Here is a 21,385-nt window from a genome sequence, read left to right on the forward strand (position 1 = left end):
ATTAGGCCGGAAGCACACAGCTCAAGAAGGCGACCCTGCGGCGACGGCGGACATTTGTTGCTTTTTCTTGAAATCGCGGGCCGCGGCAAGGCGCGCCGCGCCTGCGTGCGGGGCTACTTTTTCAGGAGCGAACGGGGTCTGGCGGGTCAGTGGCTGCCGCAGGCGGAGCCGCCCTTGTCGATCATCGGCGCGTCGCGGTCGACGCCCGCGGCGGCAAGCCGGCGCTCGTATTCGGCCCAGAGCGCGGCCTGGTTGGCGCCGAGTTCGTACAGCAGGTTCCACGAGAAGATGCCGGTGTCGTGGCCGTCGTTGAAGACCGGCTGCACGGCGTAGTTGCCCACCGGCTTCAGGTCGACCAGCTCGACCTCGCGCTTGCCGGTCTGCAGCACTTCCTGGCCCGGGCCGTGGCCCTGCACCTCGGCCGATGGCGAATAGATGCGCATCAGCTCGAACGGAATGCGGAAGCTCGCGCCGTCCGAGAAGCCGACCTCGAGCACGCGCGACTGGCCATGCACGGTGATCGATTGCGGCGTTGGTGCGCCGGCTTGCAAACCTGCCATCAGAAGCTCCTTGTGCCCAGTCGGGCCATCATCTCACTCTCGAGCGCGGGCAGGCGCGCGGCCACGGCGGCCTGCTGGGCCGCATCGGCTTCGCGCTGCACCGGCGCCCACACGGAGCCCGGAAAATGCGTGTCGTCCGCAAAGCGCGCGATCACATGCCAATGCAGGTGCGGCACCATGTTGCCGAGCGCCGCAAGATTGATCTTGGCCGGCGACAGATGCTCGCGCAGGCACTGCTCGACCACTGTCACGGCCTCCATGCACAGCACGCGGTCGGCCGCGTCGAGGTCGGAAAACTCCGCCGCATGCTCGCGCCAGATCACGCGGTAGAAGGCCGGGAAGCCGGCCTCCTCGGCATGGATGACGCGAAGCTTCGCGCCCTCGAACACGATGCGGCCGCCGGGGCCTTCGCAGAAGGGACAGTTCTTCACCCTCATACGAGCACCCGCTCGATGCCGCCCTGGTTGGCCGCAGCGACGTATTCGGGCATCCAGTCCTTGCCGAGGATCTTGTTGGCCATTTCGACCACGATGTAGTCGGCCTCGAGCAGCCCGTTGTTCAGGTCGTTGCCATAGCGCGAGAGGCCCTGCAGGCAGCTCGGGCAGCTGGTGAGGATCTTGACGTTGTCCTTCTCGCCGACCTGGCCGTTCGCGCGCAACGCGGCCTCGCCCTTCTTGAGTTCTTCTTCCTTGCGGAAGCGGATCTGCGTCGAGATGTCGGGCCGCGAGACGCCCAGCGTGCCCGATTCGCCGCAGCAGCGGTCGTTCTTGAGCACGTTGTCGCCGACCAGCGCCTTCACGGTCTTCATCGGGTCCTGCAGCTTCATCGGGCTGTGACAGGGGTCGTGGTACAGGTAGCCACCGCCACTTGCGTCGGCGAGCGTGATGCCCTTTTCGAGCAAGTATTCATGGATGTCGATGATGCGGCAGCCCGGGAAGATCTTGTCGAACTGGTAGCCCTGCAGCTGGTCATAGCAGGTGCCGCAGCTCACCACCACCGTCTTGATGTCGAGGTAGTTGAGCGTGTTGGCCACGCGGTGGAACAGCACGCGGTTGTCGGTGATCATCTTCTCGGCCTTGTCGAACTGGCCGCTGCCGCGCTGCGGATAGCCGCAGCACAGGTAGCCGGGCGGCAGCACCGTCTGCACGCCCGCATGCCAGAGCATGGCCTGGGTGGCGAGGCCCACCTGCGAGAAGAGGCGCTCCGAGCCGCAGCCCGGAAAGTAGAAGACCGCCTCGGTCTCGGACGTGGTGGCCTTCGGGTCGCGGATGATCGGCACGTAGTCGGCATCCTCGATGTCGAGCAGCGCGCGCGCCGTCTGCTTGGGCAGGTTGCCCGGCATCTTCTTGTTGATGAAGTGGATCACCTGCTCCTTGACCGGCGCCGGGCCGAGCGTGGCGGGCGGCGCGGCCGTCTGCTTCCTGGCAAGCCCGCGCAGCAGGTCGTTGGCCAGGCGCTGCGCCTTGAAGCCGATGCCCACCATGCCGGCGCGCACCGCCTTGATGGTCTGCGGGTTGGTCGCGTTGAGGAAGAACATCGCGGCGGCGTTGCCGGGGCGGAAGCTCTTCTGCCCCATCTTGCGCAGCAGGTTGCGCATGTTCATCGACACGTCGCCGAAGTCGATCTTCACCGGGCAGGGCGTGAGGCACTTGTGGCAGACCGTGCAGTGGTCGGCCACGTCCTCGAATTCTTCCCAGTGCTTGATGCTGATGCCGCGCCGGGTCTGCTCTTCATACAGGAAGGCCTCCACCAGCAGCGAGGTTGCGAGGATCTTGTTGCGCGGGCTGTACAGCAGGTTGGCGCGCGGCACGTGGGTGGCGCACACCGGCTTGCACTTACCGCAGCGCAGGCAGTCCTTCACGCTGTCGGCAATCGCGCCGATGTCGCTCTGCTGCATGATGAGCGACTCGTGCCCCATGAGGCCGAAGCTCGGCGTGTAGGCGTTGGTCAGGTCGGCATGCGGCAGCGCGGCTTCGCCGGCGGGCGCGCGCAGCAGCTTGCCCTTGTTGAAGCGGCCCTCGGGATCGACGCGCTGCTTGTAGTCCATGAAGGGCTTCAGCTCTTCGTCGCTCAGGAATTCGAGCTTGGTGATGCCGATGCCGTGCTCGCCCGAGATCACGCCGTCGAGGCTGCGCGCCAGCGCCATGATGCGCACCACCGCAGCATGCGCGGTCTGCAGCATCTCGTAGTTGTCGCTGTTGACCGGGATGTTGGTGTGCACGTTGCCGTCGCCTGCGTGCATGTGCAGCGCCACCCACACACGGCCCTTGAGCACCTGCTGGTGGATGGCGGTGCACTCGGCCAGGATCGGCGTGAATTCGGCGCCCGAGAAGATTTCCTGCAGCGGCTGGCGCAGCTGGGTCTTCCAGCTGGCGCGCAGCGTGTGGTCCTGCAGCTGCGGGAACAGCGTGTCGACGTCGCGCAGCCATTCGGCCCAGAGCGCACGCACGCCCTGCACCAGCGCCACGGCCTGCGCCACCCGGTCTTCGAGCAGCTCGGCGGCCGGGATCTCGTGCGCGTCGTCGGTCTTGCCCAGCGGCAGGTTGCCGCGCAGCAGGAAGGCTTCGAGCGCGTCGGTGAGCGCGAGCTTGTTCTGCAGCGAGAGCTCGATGTTGATGCGCTCGATGCCGTCGCTGTACTCGGCCATGCGCGGCAGCGGAATGACCACGTCCTCGTTGATCTTGAAGGCGTTGGTGTGCTTGCTGATGGCCGCGGTGCGCTTGCGGTCGAGCCAGAATTTCTTGCGCGCCTCGGGGCTGATGGCGACGAAGCCTTCGCCGCTGCGCGAATTGGCGATGCGCACCACTTCGGAGGTGACGCGCGCCACCGCATCGGCGTCGTCGCCCGCGATGTCGCCGAACAGCACCATCTTGGGCAGGCCGCCATGCTTCTTCGACTTGGTGGCGTAGCCCACGGCCTTCAGGTAGCGGTCGTCCAGGTGCTCGAGGCCCGCGAGCAGCACGCCCGAGCGCTTCTGCTCGGCGAACATGAAGTCCTTGATCTCGACGATGCTGGGCACCGCGTCCTTCGCGTTGCCGAAGAATTCGAGGCACACGGTGCGGGTGTGCGCCGGCATGCGGTGCACCACCCAGCGGCAGCTGGTGATGAGGCCGTCGCAGCCCTCTTTCTGGATGCCGGGCAGGCCCGAAAGGAACTTGTCGGTCACGTCCTTGCCGAGGCCTTCCTTGCGGAAGGTGCGGCCGGGAATGTCGAGGCGCTCGGTGCGCAATTTCGTCTTGCCGTCGGCGGCGTAGTACTGCAGTTCGAACTCGGCGCTCTCGGCGTCGTGGATCTTGCCGAGGTTGTGGCCGATGCGCGTGACTTCGAGCCATTCGGCCTGCGGCGTGACCATGCGCCACGACGCGAGATTGTCGAGCGCCGTGCCCCAGAGCACGGCTTTCTTGCCGCCCGCGTTCATGGCCACGTTGCCGCCCACGCACGAGGCCTCGGCGGAAGTGGGGTCGACCGCGAACACGTAGCCGGCGCGCTCGGCGGCGTCGGCCACGCGCTGGGTGACGACGCCGGCTTCGGTCCAGATGGTGGGCACGGGGTTGTCGAGGCCGGGCAGCGGAACCAGCTCGACCTCGGTCATGGCCTCGAGCTTCTCGGTGTTGATGACCACGCTCTTCCAGGTGAGCGGAATGGCGCCGCCGGTGTAGCCGGTGCCGCCGCCGCGCGGGATGATGGTCAGGCCCAGCTCGATGCAGCCCTTGACGAGCAGGGCCATCTCGGCCTCGGTGTCGGGGCAGAGCACCACGAAGGGATATTCGACGCGCCAGTCGGTGGCGTCGGTGACGTGCGAGACGCGCGAGAGGCCGTCGAACTTGATGTTGTCCTTGGCCGTGAGGCGACCCAGTACGCGCGTGGCCTTGCGGCGCAGGGCGGCCACGTCGCGAAAGGCGGTGTCGAAGGCCGCGACGGCCTGGCCGACAAGGCCCGTGAGTTCGCCCACGAGCTGGTCGCGCGGCAGGTCGCTGTCGGGGGTGCGGCGCTTCTGGACTTCGGCCAGGCGGTGCCTGAGCGCATCGACCAGCTGGCCGCGGCGGCGCGGGTTGTCGAGCAGGTCGTCGACGAGGTAGGGGTTGCGCTGGACCACCCAGATGTCGCCGAGCACTTCGTAGAGCATGCGCGCCGACCGGCCGGTGCGGCGCTCGGCGCGCAGGGTCTGGAGCAGTTCCCAGCCGCGCTCGCCCAGCAGGCGGATCACGATCTCTCGATCGGAAAAGCTGGTGTAGTTATAGGGGATCTCGCGCAGTCGTACAGGCTCTGCGGCCTGCGACAACAGCGTGGTCAACGCGGTCGGAGCATTCATCGGGGGTGGCACCTCGGCCAGGCGCTGCGCGCCCATCTAGCCGGGGGTGGGATTTTAGGGCAGGGGCGGGGGGCCTGCCTTGCGCCTTCGCTGTTCCCCTATTGGGAGGCGCCCGGCAGGCGGTGCCGTGGTGTGGATGCCGCTGCCCTCACCCCGGCCCTCTCCCGGAGGGAGAGGGAGCAAGACGGAGGCGCTTGGTTCAGGGTTCAGAACAGCACGCGGCTGCGGATCGTGCCGTTCACCTTGGCCAGCTTTTCCAGCGCCAGGTCGGAATACGCGGCGTCGATGTCCATCACCACGTAGCCGATCTTCTCGTTGGTCTGCAGGAACTGCGAGGAGATGTTGATGTTGTTGTCCGAGAAGATCTTGTTGATCTCCGACAGCACGCCGGGCACGTTGCGGTGGATGTGCAGCAGCCGGTGCTTGCCGGGGTGGGCCGGCAGCGCCACCTCGGGAAAGTTGACCGACGAGGTCGAGGTGCCGTTGTCGCTGTACTTCACCAGCTTTTCCGCCACCTCCAGGCCGATGTTGGCCTGCGCCTCCATGGTCGAGCCGCCGATGTGGGGCGTGAGGATCACGTTGTCCAGCCCGCGCAGCGGCGACTGGAACTCGTCCTTGTTGCTGCGCGGCTCGACCGGGAACACGTCGATCGCGGCGCCCAGCAGCTTCTTCTGCTTCAGCGCCTCGGCCAGCGGCTCGATCCGCACGACCGTGCCGCGCGAGGCGTTGATCAGGATGGCGCCCGGCTTCATGGCGGCGATTTCGGCCGTATCGATCATCCATTGGGTGGCCTGCGTCTCGGGCACGTGCAGGGTCACGATGTCGCTCTGGGCCAGCAACTGGTGCAGTTCGCGCACCTGGTGCGCATTACCCAGGGGCAGCTTGGTCACCACGTCGTAGAAGGCGACCTTCATGCCCAGCGCCTCGGCCAGCACCGACAGCTGGGCGCCGATGGAGCCGTAGCCCACGATGCCCAGCGTCTTGCCGCGGATCTCGAAGGCGTTCTCGGCCGACTTGAGCCAGCCGCCGCGGTGGGCGACCGCGCTCTTCTCGGGCACGCCGCGCAACAGCAGGATGGCTTCGGCCAGCACCAGCTCGGCCACCGAGCGGGTGTTGGAATACGGGGCGTTGAACACCGCCACGCCGTGCTCGCGCGCGGCTTCCAGGTCGACCTGGTTGGTGCCGATGCAGAAGCACCCCGCCGCCACCAGCTTGTGGGCGGCCGCGAAGACCTCGGCCGTGAGCTGCGTGCGCGAGCGGATGCCCAGGAAGTGGACGTCGGCGATCTTGGCTTTGAGCTCCGCATCGGGCAGCGCACCCGGCAGCGACTCGATGTTGGTGTAGCCCGCGGCGCGCAGGACCTCCACCGCCGAAGGATGGATGCCCTCGAGCAGAAGGAACTTGATCCGGCTTTTTTCGAGGGAGGTTTTGCTGCTCATGGCGTACTCGCGGAAGCCCCGGCCGCGGCAACAGGCTAGGCCGAAAAAGGGGAGGTCGATGCTAGCATGCTGCGCCGCAGCATGAGGGCGCGCACGCCGTGGGAAGCCCTGCGCCAAAGGGGTTTTCCCGATTGGAAATTAACAACACTCCGTGCGCAAATGTGACGCGGCCATGTCATCCACGTGGCCTAGCATCCGCGCTTTCATTTTCCCATCAGGAGTCTTCATGCGATTCAAGACGCTCGCGCTGGCATCGGCGCTGGCCGCCACCACGCTGTTCAATGTGGCACATGCCCAGACTGAGATCCAGTGGTGGCATTCGATGAGCGGTCCGCTCGGCGAGTGGGTCAACGACCTCGCCAAGCAATACAACGCCAGTCAGAAGGACTTCAAGGTCGTGCCGACCTACAAGGGCCAGTATGACGAATCGATGACCGCCGCCATCGCGGCCTTCCGCGCAGGTAATGCGCCGGACATCCTGCAGGTGTTCGAAGTGGGCACCGCCACCATGATGGCTTCCAAGGGCGCCATCAAGCCGGTGGGCGAGGTGATGACCTCGGGCGGTGCCAAGTTCGACCCCAGTGTGTACGTGCCCGCCGTGTCCGGCTACTACACCGCGCCGAACGGCCAGATGCTGAGCTTCCCGTTCAACAGCTCGACGACCATCTTCTACTACAACAAGGATGCCTTCAAGGCGGCCGGCCTCGATCCGGAGAAGGCTCCCACCACCTGGCCCGAGGTGATCGCCGCAGCCGACAAGCTCAAGGCCAGCGGCCACAAGTGCCCCTTCACCACGAGCTGGATGAGCTGGACCCAGCTCGAAAGCTTCTCGGCCTGGCACAACACCCTGTATGCCACGCAGAACAACGGCTTTGGCGGCACCTCGGCACGCCTGGCCTTCAATTCGCCGCTGCAGGTGCGCCATTTCGAGAACCTGGCCAAGATGTCGAAGGACGGCACCTTCGTCTACAAGGGCCGCAACAACACGGCCGACGCCGCCTTCCCCTCGGGCGAATGCGCAATGATGACCGGCTCGTCGGGCCTGTACGCACGCGTGGCCAAGGACGCCAAGTTCAAGTACGGCATCTCCACCATGCCCTACTACCCCGACGTGAAGGGCGCCCCGCAAAACACCGTGATCGGCGGCGCCAGCCTGTGGGTCATGTCCGGCAAGCCGGCCGACCACTACAAGGGCGTGGCCAGCTTCTTCACCTTCCTGTCCGACACCAAGGTGCAATCCGAAAGCCACAAGCGCACCGGCTACCTGCCCATCACCACGGCGGCCTACAAGCTGACCGATGCTTCGGGCTTCTACAAGGAAAACCCGGGCACCGACGTGGCAGTGACGCAAATGATCCGCAAGACCACCGACAAGTCGCGCGGCGTGCGCCTGGGCAGCTTCGTGCAGATCCGCACCATCATCGACGAGGAGACCGAGCAGATCTGGAGCGGCAAGAAGACCGCCAAGGAGGCACTCGACGCCGCCGTCAAGCGCGGCGACGAGCAACTCGAGCGCTTCCAGAAGGCAAACAAGGGCTGAGCCGGGTGTGAGGCGCCGGCATCTGCGGCGCCTCACCCACTACACTCGCAACCCGCCGCGCCCACCGCAGGGCCGGTGGGTTCTTCTTTTTCCGAGCCAATGTTCTAACTTCCATGGAAAAACGCGTCCTCTTTCGATCTGCCTGGCTGCCCTGGCTGCTGATCGCGCCGCAGATGGCGGTGATCCTGGTGTTCTTCTTCTGGCCGGCGAGCCAGGCCATCTGGCAATCCATGCAGACGGAGGACGCCTTCGGCACATCCTCCGTCTTCGTCGGCCTGGAGAACTTCCAGACCTTGTTCGACGACCCGGCCTACATCGAGTCCTTCAAGGTCACGGCGCTCTTTTCTGTTCTGGTGGCTGGCAGCGGTATTGCACTGTCATTGATGCTGGCCATCTTCGCCGACCGCATCCTGCGCGGGAGCCTGGTCTACAAGACCTTCCTGATCATCCCCTACGCCGTGGCGCCGGCCATCGCGGGCGTGCTGTGGGTTTTCATGTTCTCGCCCAGCATCGGCGTGGTGTCGTACTTTCTGCACTACATGGGCATGGACTGGAACCACCTGCTCAACTCCAACCACGCCCTCGCGCTGATCGTGGTGGCTGCCGTCTGGAAGCAGATTTCCTACAACTTCCTGTTCTTCCTGGCGGGCCTGCAGTCCATTCCCAAATCGCTGATCGAGGCCGCCGCCATCGACGGCGCCGGGCCGCTGCGGCGCTTTCTCACGATCCAGTTCCCGCTGCTGTCGCCCACCACCTTCTTCCTGCTGGTGATCAACGTGGTGTACGCCTTCTTCGACACCTTCGCGATCGTGCATGCGACCACCGAAGGCGGGCCGGGGCGCGACACCGCCATCCTGGTCTACAAGGTCTGGCACGACGGCTTCAAGGCGCTGGACCTGGGCGGCTCGGCTGCGCAGTCGGTGGTGCTGATGATGATCGTTGTCGTGCTGACCGTGATCCAGTTCCGCTACGTCGAAAAGAAGGTCCAGTACTGATGACCGCCTATTCCTCCGCCTCTTCCCTCGCCCTTTCCCTGAGGCCTCACCATGGTTGAACGCCGCCCCGGCCTCACGGTCCTGTCGCATGCGGTGCTGCTCCTGGGCATTGCCATCGTGGCCTTCCCCATCTACCTGGCTTTCATCGCGTCCACCCATACCCGCGACGCGATCCTGCGGGTGCCCATGCCGCTCCTGCCGGGCGGCCACATGTTCGAGAACTACAGCTCCGCCCTGCTCGGCGCCGACACCCAGGGCGCGCGCGTGGTGGTGGGGCGGATGATGTGGATCAGCCTGGTCACGGCACTGGTCATCAGCCTTGGCAAGATCGCAATCTCGCTGCTGTCGGCCTTCGCGATCGTGTACTTCCGCTTTCCGTTCAAGAAGATCGTCTTCTGGATGATCTTCGTGACCCTGATGCTGCCGGTCGAGGTGCGCATCCTGCCAACCTACAAGGTGCTGGCCGACCTCCACATGCTCAACACCTATGCGGGGTTGACGGTACCGCTGATTGCCTCGGCCACTGCCACCTTCCTGTTCCGGCAGTTCTTCCTGAGCGTGCCCGATGAACTGGTGGAAGCAGCCCGCATGGACGGCGCGGGGCCGATGCGCTTCTTCAAGGACATCCTGGTGCCGCTGTCCCAGACATCGATCGCGGCACTGTTCGTGATCCAGTTCATCTACGGCTGGAACCAGTACCTGTGGCCGCTGCTGGCCACCACCAGCGAGGACATGTATCCGGTGGTGATCGGCATCAAGCGAATGATCGCCTCGGGCGACGCCGCAGTGGACTGGAACCTGGTGATGGCCACGGCCATCCTCGCGCTGGTGCCACCGGCCATCGTGGTGGTGGTGATGCAGCGCTGGTTCGTCAAGGGCCTCGTGGACACCGAGAAGTAACCGACAAAGAAGCAAACGACACAATGACTGCCATTTCTCTTCGCAACGTCATCAAGCGCTACGGCCACGGTGCCAAGGCCAACCAGGTCATCCACGGCGTCTCGGCCGATGTCAAGGAAGGCGAGTTCGTCGTCATCGTCGGCCCCTCCGGCTGCGGCAAGTCCACCCTGCTGCGCATGGTGGCCGGCCTGGAGGAAATCTCGGCCGGCGAAATCTCCATTGGCGGGCGCGTGGTGAACCAGCTCGAACCCTCCGAGCGGGACATCGCCATGGTGTTCCAGAACTACGCGCTCTATCCGCACATGAGCGTGTTCAAGAACATGGCCTATGGCCTGAAGATCGCCAAGGTGCCGGAGCCCGAGATCAAGACCCGCGTCGACAAGGCGGCCAAGATCCTGGAGCTGGGCCACCTGCTCGAGCGCAAGCCGCGCGAGCTCTCGGGCGGGCAGCGCCAGCGCGTGGCCATGGGCCGCGCCATCGTGCGCCAGCCGCAGGTGTTCCTGTTCGACGAGCCGCTGTCCAACCTGGACGCCAAGCTGCGCGCGCAGACCCGCATCGAGATCCAGAAGCTGCACCGCGAGCTCGGCATCACCTCGCTGTTTGTCACGCACGACCAGGTCGAGGCCATGACGCTGGCGCAGCGCATCATCGTGATGAACGGCGGCGTGATGGACCAGTTCGCGACGCCCGAAGAGGTCTACAACCGGCCCGCCACCACCTTCGTTGCCAGCTTCATCGGCTCGCCGCCGATGAACCTGCTGCAGCACGCCCCCGGCGTGCGGCCCGGCCAGATCCTGGGCATCCGCCCGGAGCACCTGACGCTGGACGAAAGCGGCTGGTCGGTGCAGGTGGAGTCGGTCGAACTGCTGGGCGCCGAGCGGCTGGTGTACGGCCGCATCGGCGAGGAGCAGATCATCATGCGCACCGACGAAAGCGATCATCCGCCGGTCGCGGGCGACACCGTGAAGATCGCGGCGCGCGAGGACAAGCTGCACTGGTTCGATGCCGGCTCCGGCAAGCGGGCCGACTGACGATGCCGGCACGGATGAAGCCCTGGCCCTATCCGCGCTGGATCGCGCACCGCGGCGCCGGCAAGCTGGCGCCCGAGAACACGCTGGCGGCCTTCCGCCTTGGCGCGGCGCACGGCTACCGCATGTTCGAGTGCGATGCGAAGCTCAGCGCCGACGGCGTGGCCTTTCTGATGCACGACGCCACGCTCGACCGCACCACCAACGGCCGCGGCACCGGCGGTGCGCAGCCCTGGAGCGCGCTGGCTCAGCTCGACGCCGGCGGCTGGCATTCGCGCGCCTTCGCGGGCGAGCCGCTTGCCACGCTCGAGAACCTCGCGCGCTTCTGCCTGGCCAACGGCCACCTGCTCAACATCGAGATCAAGCCCACCCCGGGCACCGAACGCGAAACCGGCGAAGCGGTGGCGCGGCTCGCGGCCCGGCTGTGGCAGGGCGCGGCCATACCGCCGCTGCTCACCTCGTTCCAGGTGGAATCGCTCGCGGGCGCCAGGGCGGTGCAGCCCGAGCTGCCGCGCGGGCTGCTGCTCGACACGCTGCGGGACGGCTGGCTGGCCGCGGCCACCGGCCTGGACTGCGCCGCGGTGGTCTGCAACCACGCGCTCTGGGACGCCGCCACGGTGGCGCAGGTGCAAGGCGCGGGCATGCGCGCGCTGAGCTACACCGTGAATGACGAATGGGCCGCCGAGCGGCTCGTCGAGCTGGGCACCGACGGCATCATCACCGACCGGGTCGACCTGTTCAGCCCGGCCGGTTGACCGCTTCCCGCCGGCGCGGCCCGGCAGACACACGCTGTCACGCCCCGCGCCGCGGGCCGCAAATGGCGCCTTCTATGATGGCAGCCATGCGTTCGATCCCCCGCCTGATTGCCTTTTGCCTGGCCGCCCTGCTGCTGCTGATGTGCGGCGCCGCAACGGCCCAGCCGGGCACCAGCGGCGTCGGCGGCAGCACCGCGGCTGCCGCGGCCCCGGCGCCCGAACCCACGGTGGCCGAGCTGCGCGAGCAGTTCAACAAGATCAGCACCGATGCCGATTCCACCGGGGACCTGCGCCAACTGCTCGCGCAGATCAGCGACATCGGCACGCAGGCCGACAAGTTCGTTGCCGCGCGCACCGGCGAGCTGGCCGACCTGAACGCCCGCCTCGGCGAACTCGGCAATCCGCCGGCCGCGGGCGCGACCGAAGACCCCGACATCACGCGCCAGCGCGCCCGCCTCACGAAGGAGCGCAACGCGCTGGACGCCGACATCCGGCTCGCACGGCTGCTGGCCATCGACGTGCGGCAGCGCGCGGCCGAACTGGTGACCCAGCGCCGCGCGCTGTTCGAGGCGCAGATCACCGAGCGCGCGCCCTCGCCGCTCACCGGCGAGTTCTGGGGCGATCTGCAGGACGCCTGGCCGAGCGACCTGGCGCGCCTGAAGGCCATGGCCTCCGACCTGCGCGACGGGTTCTCGCAGGCCATGCAGCAAGGCCCCCGCATGGCGGTGCTCTGGGCGCTGATCCTGGCAGTGCTGCTCGCGGTGCTCGGCAACTGGGTGGCCGAGCACCTGCTGACGCGGATCGCCGCGCGGCTGCTGCCGGCGGGCCGGCTGCGGCGTTCGCTGCTGGTGATTGCCATCGTCGCGAGCCACGTGGTGCTGGTGGCCGTGGCGGCGCACGGCTTCGTGTGGGTGCTCGAGGAATACGCCACCTGGGAGCCGCAGGCGCGCAAGGCGATGCGCTCGATGGCGCAGGCGCTGGTGTTCATGGCCTTCGTCATCGGGCTGGGCCGCGGGCTGCTGGCCACCAGCCGCCCATCGTGGCGGCTGCCGCCGATTCCCGACGCCATGGCCACCCGCCTGGCGCCGCTGCCTTGGCTGGTTGCGGCGGTGGCGGCGCTGGCCTGGGCGCCGGTGGAGATCAACGCGCTGGTGGAAGCCAGCTTTGCGGCCGTGGTGGCCACGCACGTGCTCACGGCGCTGGTGCTCACCGCGCTCGTGGGCGCGGTGCTCCATCGCCTGCGGCCAATGCGCGCCGATACGCCGGACGCCGATCCGCCCGAGCGCCCGATGTGGGTGGGCCTGCTGGTGGCCTGCATCGGCGTGCTGATGGTGGCCATCTGGGTGCTGGTGGCGGTGGGCTACGTGGCGCTCGCGAGCTTCCTGGCCTCGCAGCTCACCTGGAGCGGCATCGTCGCGGCCGCCTTCTACGTGCTGTTCAAGTTTGCCGACGACGTGTTCATGGCCGGCGTGTCGTCGCGCAGCACCTTCGGCCAGCGCCTGCAGAAGAGCTTCGGCCTGGCGCCGCAGACGCTCGACCAGGCGGCCACCGTGCTCTCGGGCCTGAGCCGGGTGGCGCTGTTCTTCTACATGCTGATCGCGCTCGCGGCGCCGCTGGGCACCGGGCCCAGCGAAGTGTTCCAGCGCAGCGGCAAATTCGGCACCGGCGTGAAGGTGGGCGAGTTCCAGCTGGTGCCGGGCGCCATCCTGAGCGCCGTGGCGGTGGCGGTGATCGGTTTCATCGTGCTCAGGGTGTTCAAGCGCTGGCTCGCGCGCAGCTACCTGCCCAGCACGCAGTTCGAGCCGGGCATGCAGAGCTCGATCACCACGCTGCTGGGCTACGTGGGCGGCATCCTGGTGATCGCGTTCTCGCTGTCGGCGCTGGGCATCGGCATCGAGCGCATCGCGTGGGTGGCCAGCGCGCTGTCGGTGGGCATCGGCTTCGGCCTGCAGGCCATCGTGCAGAACTTCATCTCGGGCCTCATCCTGCTGGCCGAGCAGCCGGTGAAGGTGGGCGACTGGGTGGTGCTGGGCACCACCGAGGGCGACGTGCGGCGCATCAACGTGCGGGCCACGGAGATCCAACTCGGCGACCGCTCGACGGTGATCGTGCCGAACTCCGAGTTCATCACGAAGACCGTGCGCAACATGACGCTGACCAACGCGGAGGGCCGGGTGCTGATCCGCCTGCCGATGCCGCTGACCACCCACGCGCAGCGCGTGCGCGAACTCATCCTGGACGCCTGCCGCGCACACGAGAGCGTGCTGGAAACGCCGGCGCCTTCGCTCACGCTCGAAGGCATCGAGGGCGGGCTGCTGATCTTCCAGGCCATTGCCTATGTGCCGAGCCCGCGGCTGGCAGGCAGCGTGCGCAGCGACCTGCTGTTCACCATCCTGGAGCGCCTGGATGCGGAGCAGCTGCCGCTGGTGCCGTATGCGGCGCCGCCTGCGCCCGCGCCAGTGCCTGCGTCCGCACCCGCGCCGGATGCCGCGGACGGCGCCGGCCCGGCCGCCACCCCCGCCGCCTAGGCGCCGCACCGATCGTCCAAGCAGCGGGCGAATGCCCGCGCTGATCGATCAATTGTCCGGAGGCTCCCAAACCAACAATCAGCCATGAGCAGGCGTGCTGACGCCAACGCTCGCCCGGAGCATCAATGGCTGAAGAAAGCGACCTCGAAAAAACCGAACCCGCCTCACCGCAGCGCCTCGAAAAGGCCCGCGAGCAAGGGGACGTGGCGCGGTCGCGCGAATTGGCGACCTTCGTGCTGCTGGGCACCGCCGTGGCCGGCCTGTGGCTCACGGCCGATTCGCTCGGCGCCACCCTGCGCGGCGCACTGGCCCAGGGCCTGCACTTCGACCGGGCCGCGGCGTTCGACCCTTCCCACATGCTGGCGCGTGCCGGGCTCATGGGCCAGCAGGCGCTGCTCGCGCTCGTGCCGCTGTTCGGCATGATGCTGGTGGCGGCCGTGGCGGCGCCGCTGATGCTCGGCGGCTGGCTGCTCTCGGCCAAGGCCCTGGCGCCCAAGTTCAGCAAGCTCGACCCGGTGGCCGGCGTGGGCCGCATGTTTTCGGCGCAGGCGCTGTCGGAGCTGTTCAAGGCGCTGGCCAAGTCGCTGCTGATCGGCGGCGTGGCCTGGCTGGTGATCATGGGCAACGTGGACGAGGTCTCCGCGCTGATGGCGCAATCGGAGCGCGCCGCGCTGCCGCAGATGATCGTGCTGGTGGCGCACAACTGCGCGCTGATCGCCTCCGCGCTGTTCCTGGTGGCGCTGGTCGACGTTCCCTACCAGCTGTGGAGCTACCACCGCAAGCTGCGCATGTCGCGCGAAGACCTGCGCCAGGAACACAAGGAGAGCGAGGGCGATCCGCACATCAAGGCGCAGATCCGCCGCCAGCAGCAGCAGATGGCGCGCCGGCGGATGATGTCCGAGGTGCCCAAGGCCGACATCGTGGTGACCAACCCCACGCACTTTGCGGTGGCGCTCAAGTATGTGGACCACGACATGCGCGCGCCGCGCGTGGTGGCCAAGGGCAGCGACCTGATGGCCGCGCGCATCCGCGAGATCGCGCGCGAGAACAACGTGGCGGTCCTGGAGGCGCCGCCGCTCACGCGTGCGCTCTTCAAGCACACCCGGCTCGGCGACGAGATCCCGGCCGGCCTCTACACCGCGGTGGCCGAGGTGCTGGCCTGGGTCTACCAGCTCAAGCGCTGGCAAAGCGAAGGCGGCGAAGCGCCGCGCACGCCGGCCGACCTGCCGATTCCTGAATCGCTCGAATACTCACCGAAGGCCGCCGCATGAACGCCATGGCCACCCTCACGCGCCTGCAGTCGCAACTGTTCTCCGGCAGCCAGTGGAAGGGCCTTGCCGGCCCCATCCTGATCGTGCTGATCCTGAGCATGATGGTGCTGCCGCTGCCGCCCTTCCTGCTCGACCTGCTGTTCACCTTCAACATCGCGATGTCGGTGATGGTGCTGCTGGTGAGCATGTACACCATGAAGGCGCTGGACTTCGCGGCCTTTCCGGCCGTGCTGCTTTTCTCCACGCTGCTGCGCCTGTCGCTCAACGTGGCCTCCACGCGCGTGGTGCTGATGCACGGCCACACCGGGCCGGACGCGGCGGGCAAGGTGATCGAGGCCTTCGGCCACTTCCTGGTGGGCGGCAACTTTGCCGTGGGCGTGATGGTGTTCATCATCCTGGTGCTGATCAACTTCATGGTGATCACCAAGGGCGCGGGACGCATCGCCGAGGTCGGCGCGCGCTTCATGCTCGACGCGATGCCGGGCAAGCAGATGGCGATCGACGCCGACCTGAACGCCGGCCTGATCGGCGAGGAGGTGGCGCGCAAGCGCCGCCAGGAAGTCGCGCAGGAAGCCGACTTCTACGGCTCGATGGACGGCGCCAGCAAGTTCGTGCGCGGCGACGCGATTGCCGGCCTGCTGATCATGGTGATCAACATCATCGGCGGCCTGGTGGTGGGCATGCTGCAGCACGGGCTGGACTTCGGCACCGCGGGCACGACCTACACGCTGCTGGCCATCGGCGACGGCCTGGTGGCGCAGATTCCGGCGCTGGTGATCTCGACCGCCGCGGGCGTGATCGTCTCGCGCGTCACCACCGACGAAGACGTGGGCCGGCAGCTGACCGGCCAGCTGTTCTCCAACCCGCAGGTGCTGTTTCTCACGGCCGGCCTGATCGGCCTGATGGGGATGATCCCCGGCATGCCGAACCTGGCCTTCCTGCTGATTGCGGGCAGCCTCGCGTGGCTCGGCCGGCGCATGCTGAAGCGCGCGCCGCAGGCCGCTGCCGAACAGGCCGCCGCAGCCCAGGCCGCGGCCATGCCGTCGGCCGAGGCGCCCGAGGCGACCTGGGACGACGTGGCGCTGGTCGACCCGCTCGGCATGGAGGTCGGCTACCGGCTGATCCCGCTGGTGGACCAGACCCAGAACGGCGAGCTGCTGGGCCGCATCAAGAGCATCCGCAAGAAGGTGGCCCAGGAGATCGGTTTCCTGGCGCCGGTGGTGCACATCCGCGACAACCTGGAGATCCCGCCCAACACCTACGTGATCAGCCTGAAGGGCGTGGAGATCGGCCGCGGCGAGGCCTTCCCCAACCAGTGGATGGCCATCAACCCCGGCCAGGTGAGCGGCACCCTGCCCGGCACGCCGACGCAGGACCCGGCCTTCCACCTGCCCGCGGTGTGGATCGACGCCAGCCTGCGCCAGGAAGCGCAGGTGCTCGGCTACACGGTGGTCGATGCCTGCACGGTGATGGCCACGCACCTGAACCACCTGATCCAGACCCACGCCGCCGAGCTGCTCGGCCGCCAGGAAGTGCAGCAGCTGCTCGACCAGATCGGCAAGACCGCGCCCAAGCTCACCGAGGATCTGGTGCCCAAGGTCATCTCGCTGAGCACGCTGCACAAGGTGCTGCAGAACCTGCTCGACGAAGAGGTGCCGATCCGCGACATGCGCACCATCCTCGACGTGATGGCCGAGCATGCGCCCACCGTCAAGGACGCGGCCGAGCTCACCTCGCTCACGCGCCTGGCGCTCGGCCGCGCGATCACGCAGCAGCTGTTCCCGGGCGATTCCGAGCTGCAGGTGATCGGCCTGGACAGCGCGCTCGACAGCGTGCTGCAGCAGGCGCTCACCAACAACAACGGCATCGAGCCGGGTCTTGCCAACAGCCTCATGCAGCAGACCCGCGCCGCCATCGCGCGCCAGGAGCAGCTGGGCCTGGCGCCGGTGCTGGTCGTCCAGCATTCGCTGCGCGTGCTGCTCTCGCGCTTCCTGCGCCGCAGCTTCCGCCAGCTCAAGGTTCTCTCGCATGCAGAGATTCCTGACACCCGCAACATCAAGATCACCGCCACCATCGGAGGAAGAGTTTGAACATCCCGACAGACGTCCGCACCAGCGCGCGCAAGTTCGTCGCGCCCACCAGCCGGGAAGCACTGCGCCTGGCGCGCCAGGCGCTCGGCGACGAAGCCATCGTGTTGACCAACCGCGTGACCGCCGAAGGCGTGGAGATCGTGGCCATGGTGCAGGAGGACGTGGAAGGCGTGCGTGCGAGCGCCGCTGCCGCGCCGCCGGCACCCCAGCCATTGCCGGCAGCCATGGCGGCTCCTGCGCCCACCATTGCCTCCATCGCAGCGCCTGCCGCTGTCCCCGCGCCCCTGGCCGCGGACAGCGTGCTCGGCGAACTCCATTCGATGCGCTGCATGATCGAGGAGCAACTGGCCGGCGTGGCCTGGAACGAGAAGCAGCGGCGCGACCCGATGCGCGGGCGCCTGTTGCGCACGCTGCTGGGCGCCGGCTTCAGCGCCCGCCTCTCCAAGGCCATGCTGGAGCACCTGCCCACGGGCCAGAGCTACGCGCAGGGCATGGCCTTCGTGCGCTCCGAACTGATCCGCACGCTGCCGGTGCACGAGGACGAGGACGCGCTGCTGGCGCAGGGCGGCGTCTATGCGCTGATGGGCCCCACCGGCGTCGGCAAGACCACCACCACGGCCAAGCTCGCGGCGCGCTGCGTGATGCGCTTCGGCGCCGACAAGCTCGCGCTGGTCACCACCGACAGCTACCGCATCGGCGCCTACGAGCAGCTGCGCATCTACGGCCAGATCCTCAACGTGCCGGTCTACGCCGTGAAGGACGCGGCCGACCTGCACCTGGTGCTGCAGGACCTGCAGGGCAAGCACATGGTGCTGATCGACACCGTCGGCATGAGCCAGCGCGACCGCGCCGTGTCCGACCAGATCGCCATGCTCTGCAACAGCCAGCGGCCCGTGAAGCGGCTGCTGCTGCTCAATGCCACGAGCCACGGCGACACGCTCAACGAGGTGGTGCATGCCTACCGCCACGGCAGCGGCAGCGATCTCGCGGGCTGCATCTTCACCAAGGTCGACGAGGCCACGCACCCCGGCGCGCTGATCGACACCGTGATCCGCCACCGCCTGCCGGTGCACTACGTCTCGAGCGGCCAGAAGGTGCCCGAGAACCTGATGCGCGCCGACCGCGCCCAACTGGTGGACAGCGCGTTCCAGGCCAACAGCCGCAGCGCGCTGTTCGTGCCCGGCGAAGGCGACCTGCAGGACGGATCGGCAAATGCCGAGGCTTCCGCGGCCCACGCAGAGGCCGAACGCCAGCGGCTGCAGTACCGGCAGCTGATCCGCGCCATGGCGCACGACGCGCAGGAAGTGGCCGCCGCGGCGTCGGCACTCGCGGCCGCGCCGCTGGGCTTCGAGCAGGCGCGCGCGCTCTGGCGGATGGCCGCCGACGAGGACGTCGGCCACAAGGCGGTGCTGCAGGCGCTCATGGCGCATGCCGCGAGCGAGATTGCCGCAAGCTGCGACACCCACGTGCTGGCGCTCAGCGGCCAGGTCGGCCTCAAGTCCGACGAAGGCGGCGACGCCTACCAGTGCCAGGGCAGCCTGCTCCTGTCCGACCGCGGCGGACAGCCGCTCGCGGCGCCCAACCAGTGGCTTTCCACCGCCGCGACCCGCAGCGCCACCGACCCCACGCGCAAGCCCGGCGTGCGGCAGGTGCAGTGGCTGCGCCAGCAGGACTTCGGCAAGGCCGTGGTGCACATGCTGCCGCGGCTGCCCGCGGCCGAGCTCATGCTGCAGTGGCAGGTGCAGCGCCAGCAATGGATGGCGCGCGCGCCGGGCTCCACGGCCGTGACCGATCCGCGCACCGGCGAATACGCCACGCTGACCGGCCTGGACTTCAATTTTGGCGAGGCGCGCGCCGTGGTCTTCAAGGGCCGGGCCGCGCTGCAATCGGTGGCCGAGGCCCGCGTCACGCTGCGCACCGACGGCGGCCTGCCCGGCCTGCGCTGCATTGCCACGCGCCTGACCGATGCGCGCAGCCACAAGGTGCTGGCGCAGAGCTATGCGCTCACCAACATCGGCCGCGACATCGGGCCGCAGCAACTCGCGCAATGGCAAAGCTGGGCCGCCGAGGCCGAGCCCTGCCTGCGCCTGCTGCGCCAGGGCCTCTCGGTGCTGGGCGGGCTTGGCGAGGCGGGCGATCCGCACATGATGAAGCGTCTGCTCATCGCCGGCCAGGTGACCACCACCGTCTGGCGCCTGCAGCAGGCTGGCGGCGACTGGGCCGGCCGCACCCGCGCGCTGCTGTCGCAGCTGACCGGCCGGCCCGCGCGGCCCGGCCGCCCCGTGTCGGGCAACGTGCTGTATGCCGGCGTGGGCAAGCTGTTCTTCCTGCTGGAGGCGCTGGACACGTGAGCAAGCTGGTGTCGGATCAAGCCGATGGGCTGCGGCGGCTGCTTGCGCAGTCGTCGGCGCGCATCATCGCGATCGCAAGCATGGGCAACCGCCCCGGCGCCACCACGGCGGCCATGAACCTGGGCGCCGCGCTGGCCCACATGGGCAAGGACGTGCTGCTGCTCGACGAGCACGGGCCAGGGCCGGATACGGCGTGCGCCGCATGGGCCGCCGACCCGCTTGGAACGCTGGCCGACGTCGCCTCGCAGCGGCTGACCTGCGAGGGCGCCGCCGCGCGCACCGAGTGCGGCGTGCACGTGCTGCCGGCACCGCTCGGCGGCCAACCCGACCACACCGACCCGCGCCTGATGTGGGACGGCAGCATGATCCTGGTCGACGCGGCGCTCGACGCCGTCGGCAACCTGTCGCCGCTCGCGCGGCTGGCGGACGAGCTGGTGGTGGTGCTGCAGCCCCACCCGGCCTCCATCACCGCCACCTATTCGGGCATCAAGCGGCTGCACTACGCGCACGCGCTCAGGCAGCTTCGCCTGCTGGTCAATGGCGTGGCCGACCCCGAGGCCGCGCGCCAGACCATGGCCAACCTGGTCGACACCGGCAGCCGCTACCTCGCGGTCTCCATACAGCCGGCCGGCTGGGTCCGCGCCGACCCGCACATGGCCGATGCCAGGCGCCTCGCCCGCACCGCGGTGGAGGCCTTCCCGGCCAGCCCGGCGGCGGTCGATTTCCGCGTCATTGCCGCCGCGGTCGCGCAGTGGCCCTGGCGTCCGGCCGTGCGGCCGCAGGACACCCGGACCGCGCTCTGGCGGCCCGAGGCGTTGGCATCGGAGCCCGTGGCGGCACAAGAGCAAGAGACGGAAGACGAAAGGGACGGCCGTGTACACCGCGCAGGGAACCTTTGAGAAGTCCCACCTGCTGAAGCAGCACCAGCCGATGGTGCGCCGCATGGCGCTCCAGATGCTGGCCAAGCTGCCCGCCAGCGTGGAGCTCGACGACCTGATCCAGGCCGGCATGATCGGCCTGCTCGACGCTTCCACGCGCTACCAGGACAACCGCGGCGCGCAGTTCGAGACCTTCGCCAGCCAGCGCATCCGCGGCGCCATGCTCGATGAACTGCGCGCGAGCGACTGGGGCTCGCGCGGCCTGCGCCAGTCGGCGCGCAAGGTCGAACAGGCCATCCAGGCGCTGGAGCACCGGCTCGGCCGCTCCGCCAGCGAAGGAGAGATCGCCCGGGAACTGAAGATGGAGCTGGACGACTACCAGTCGCTGCTGCAGGACATCCAGGGCTGCCAGCTGCTCTACGTGGAAGACTTCGCACAGGACGGCGAATCAGAAAACCCCTGGCTCGAACGGCAGGCGCACAACGACGCCCGGCTCGGCGGCGACGATCCGCTCGCGCAGCTGCTCGAAGCGGGTTTCCGCCATGAGCTCGTCGATGCGATTGCCGCGCTGCCCGAACGCGACCAGCTGCTGCTGAACCTGTACTACGAGGAAGAGCTGAACCTGCGAGAGATCGGCGCGATCCTGGAAGTGACCCAGTCGCGCGTGTGCCAGCTGCACAGCCAGGCGATCAGCAGGTTGCGGGCGAAGTTGAAGGATTCGCTTTAGGGGTTGTGATG

The 21,385-nt window shown here is 68.1% G+C and carries 15 protein-coding genes; 11 read left to right on the forward strand and 4 right to left on the reverse strand.

Going from position 1 to position 21,385, the window contains the following annotated elements; genetic code table 11:
* Positions 1 to 146: 146 nt before the first annotated feature.
* The 4 genes from AC1DMS_RS15275 to serA all read right to left on the reverse strand — a co-directional run bounded on the left by AC1DMS_RS15275 (position 147) and on the right by serA (position 6,311).
* Positions 147 to 560, reverse strand: a complete 414-nt coding sequence (locus AC1DMS_RS15275) for a gamma-butyrobetaine hydroxylase family protein (RefSeq protein WP_478181322.1) — start codon at positions 558 to 560, stop codon at positions 147 to 149.
* Positions 560 to 997 carry an HIT family protein gene (locus AC1DMS_RS15280; RefSeq protein WP_062365678.1) on the reverse strand — a complete coding sequence of 146 codons (438 nt, stop codon included), beginning with the start codon at positions 995 to 997 and terminating at the stop codon, positions 560 to 562. The genes AC1DMS_RS15275 and AC1DMS_RS15280 overlap by 1 nt, the downstream gene beginning before the upstream one ends.
* On the reverse strand, positions 994 to 4,872 hold the full coding sequence (locus tag AC1DMS_RS15285) for a DUF3683 domain-containing protein (RefSeq protein WP_062366029.1): 3,879 nt from the start codon (positions 4,870 to 4,872) through the stop codon (positions 994 to 996). Before AC1DMS_RS15285 ends, AC1DMS_RS15280 begins: the two co-directional genes overlap by 4 nt.
* 206 nt (positions 4,873 to 5,078) lie before the next feature.
* Positions 5,079 to 6,311: a phosphoglycerate dehydrogenase gene (serA, locus tag AC1DMS_RS15290; protein WP_015866907.1), complete on the reverse strand. Its 1,233-nt coding sequence runs from the start codon at positions 6,309 to 6,311 to the stop codon at positions 5,079 to 5,081.
* 226 nt (positions 6,312 to 6,537) lie between these two features.
* Here serA and ugpB point away from each other — a divergent pair, with 226 nt between their 5' ends.
* The 11 genes from ugpB to AC1DMS_RS15345 all read left to right on the forward strand — a co-directional run bounded on the left by ugpB (position 6,538) and on the right by AC1DMS_RS15345 (position 21,374).
* Positions 6,538 to 7,851, forward strand: a complete 1,314-nt coding sequence (ugpB, locus tag AC1DMS_RS15295; protein ID WP_018906402.1) for a sn-glycerol-3-phosphate ABC transporter substrate-binding protein UgpB — start codon at positions 6,538 to 6,540, stop codon at positions 7,849 to 7,851.
* 113 nt (positions 7,852 to 7,964) lie between these two features.
* Positions 7,965 to 8,846, forward strand: coding sequence for a sn-glycerol-3-phosphate ABC transporter permease UgpA (gene ugpA / locus AC1DMS_RS15300; RefSeq protein ID WP_018906401.1), 882 nt, complete (start codon positions 7,965 to 7,967; stop codon positions 8,844 to 8,846).
* Between the two features lie 51 nt (positions 8,847 to 8,897).
* Positions 8,898 to 9,746 carry a sn-glycerol-3-phosphate ABC transporter permease UgpE gene (gene ugpE, locus AC1DMS_RS15305; RefSeq protein WP_018906400.1) on the forward strand — a complete coding sequence of 283 codons (849 nt, stop codon included), beginning with the start codon at positions 8,898 to 8,900 and terminating at the stop codon, positions 9,744 to 9,746.
* 23 nt (positions 9,747 to 9,769) lie between these two features.
* Positions 9,770 to 10,777 (forward strand): sn-glycerol-3-phosphate ABC transporter ATP-binding protein UgpC, encoded by a 1,008-nt coding sequence (gene ugpC, locus AC1DMS_RS15310; RefSeq protein WP_018906399.1) that lies wholly within the window; start codon positions 9,770 to 9,772, stop codon positions 10,775 to 10,777.
* A 2-nt stretch (positions 10,778 to 10,779) separates the two neighbouring features.
* Positions 10,780 to 11,529: a glycerophosphodiester phosphodiesterase gene (ugpQ, locus tag AC1DMS_RS15315; RefSeq protein ID WP_278876658.1), complete on the forward strand. Its 750-nt coding sequence runs from the start codon at positions 10,780 to 10,782 to the stop codon at positions 11,527 to 11,529.
* A 74-nt stretch (positions 11,530 to 11,603) separates the two neighbouring features.
* Complete coding sequence (locus AC1DMS_RS15320) at positions 11,604 to 14,057, forward strand: DUF3772 domain-containing protein (RefSeq protein WP_062365676.1); 2,454 nt, start codon at positions 11,604 to 11,606, stop codon at positions 14,055 to 14,057.
* Positions 14,058 to 14,182: 125 nt separating this feature from the next.
* Entirely contained in the window at positions 14,183 to 15,328 is a 1,146-nt protein-coding gene (gene flhB / locus AC1DMS_RS15325) for a flagellar biosynthesis protein FlhB (RefSeq protein ID WP_062365675.1), read from the forward strand.
* Positions 15,325 to 17,418, forward strand: a complete 2,094-nt coding sequence (flhA, locus tag AC1DMS_RS15330; protein WP_062365674.1) for a flagellar biosynthesis protein FlhA — start codon at positions 15,325 to 15,327, stop codon at positions 17,416 to 17,418. The genes flhB and flhA overlap by 4 nt, the downstream gene beginning before the upstream one ends.
* Entirely contained in the window at positions 17,415 to 19,769 is a 2,355-nt protein-coding gene (flhF, locus tag AC1DMS_RS15335; protein WP_478181323.1) for a flagellar biosynthesis protein FlhF, read from the forward strand. The genes flhA and flhF overlap by 4 nt, the downstream gene beginning before the upstream one ends.
* Entirely contained in the window at positions 19,766 to 20,668 is a 903-nt protein-coding gene (locus tag AC1DMS_RS15340) for a MinD/ParA family ATP-binding protein (protein WP_062365671.1), read from the forward strand. The genes flhF and AC1DMS_RS15340 overlap by 4 nt, the downstream gene beginning before the upstream one ends.
* Positions 20,643 to 21,374 (forward strand): RNA polymerase sigma factor FliA, encoded by a 732-nt coding sequence (locus AC1DMS_RS15345; protein WP_081247619.1) that lies wholly within the window; start codon positions 20,643 to 20,645, stop codon positions 21,372 to 21,374. The genes AC1DMS_RS15340 and AC1DMS_RS15345 overlap by 26 nt, the downstream gene beginning before the upstream one ends.
* The last annotated feature ends 11 nt before the right edge of the window (positions 21,375 to 21,385 follow it).

The sequence above is a fragment of the Variovorax sp. 05T418 genome (assembly GCF_056396385.1).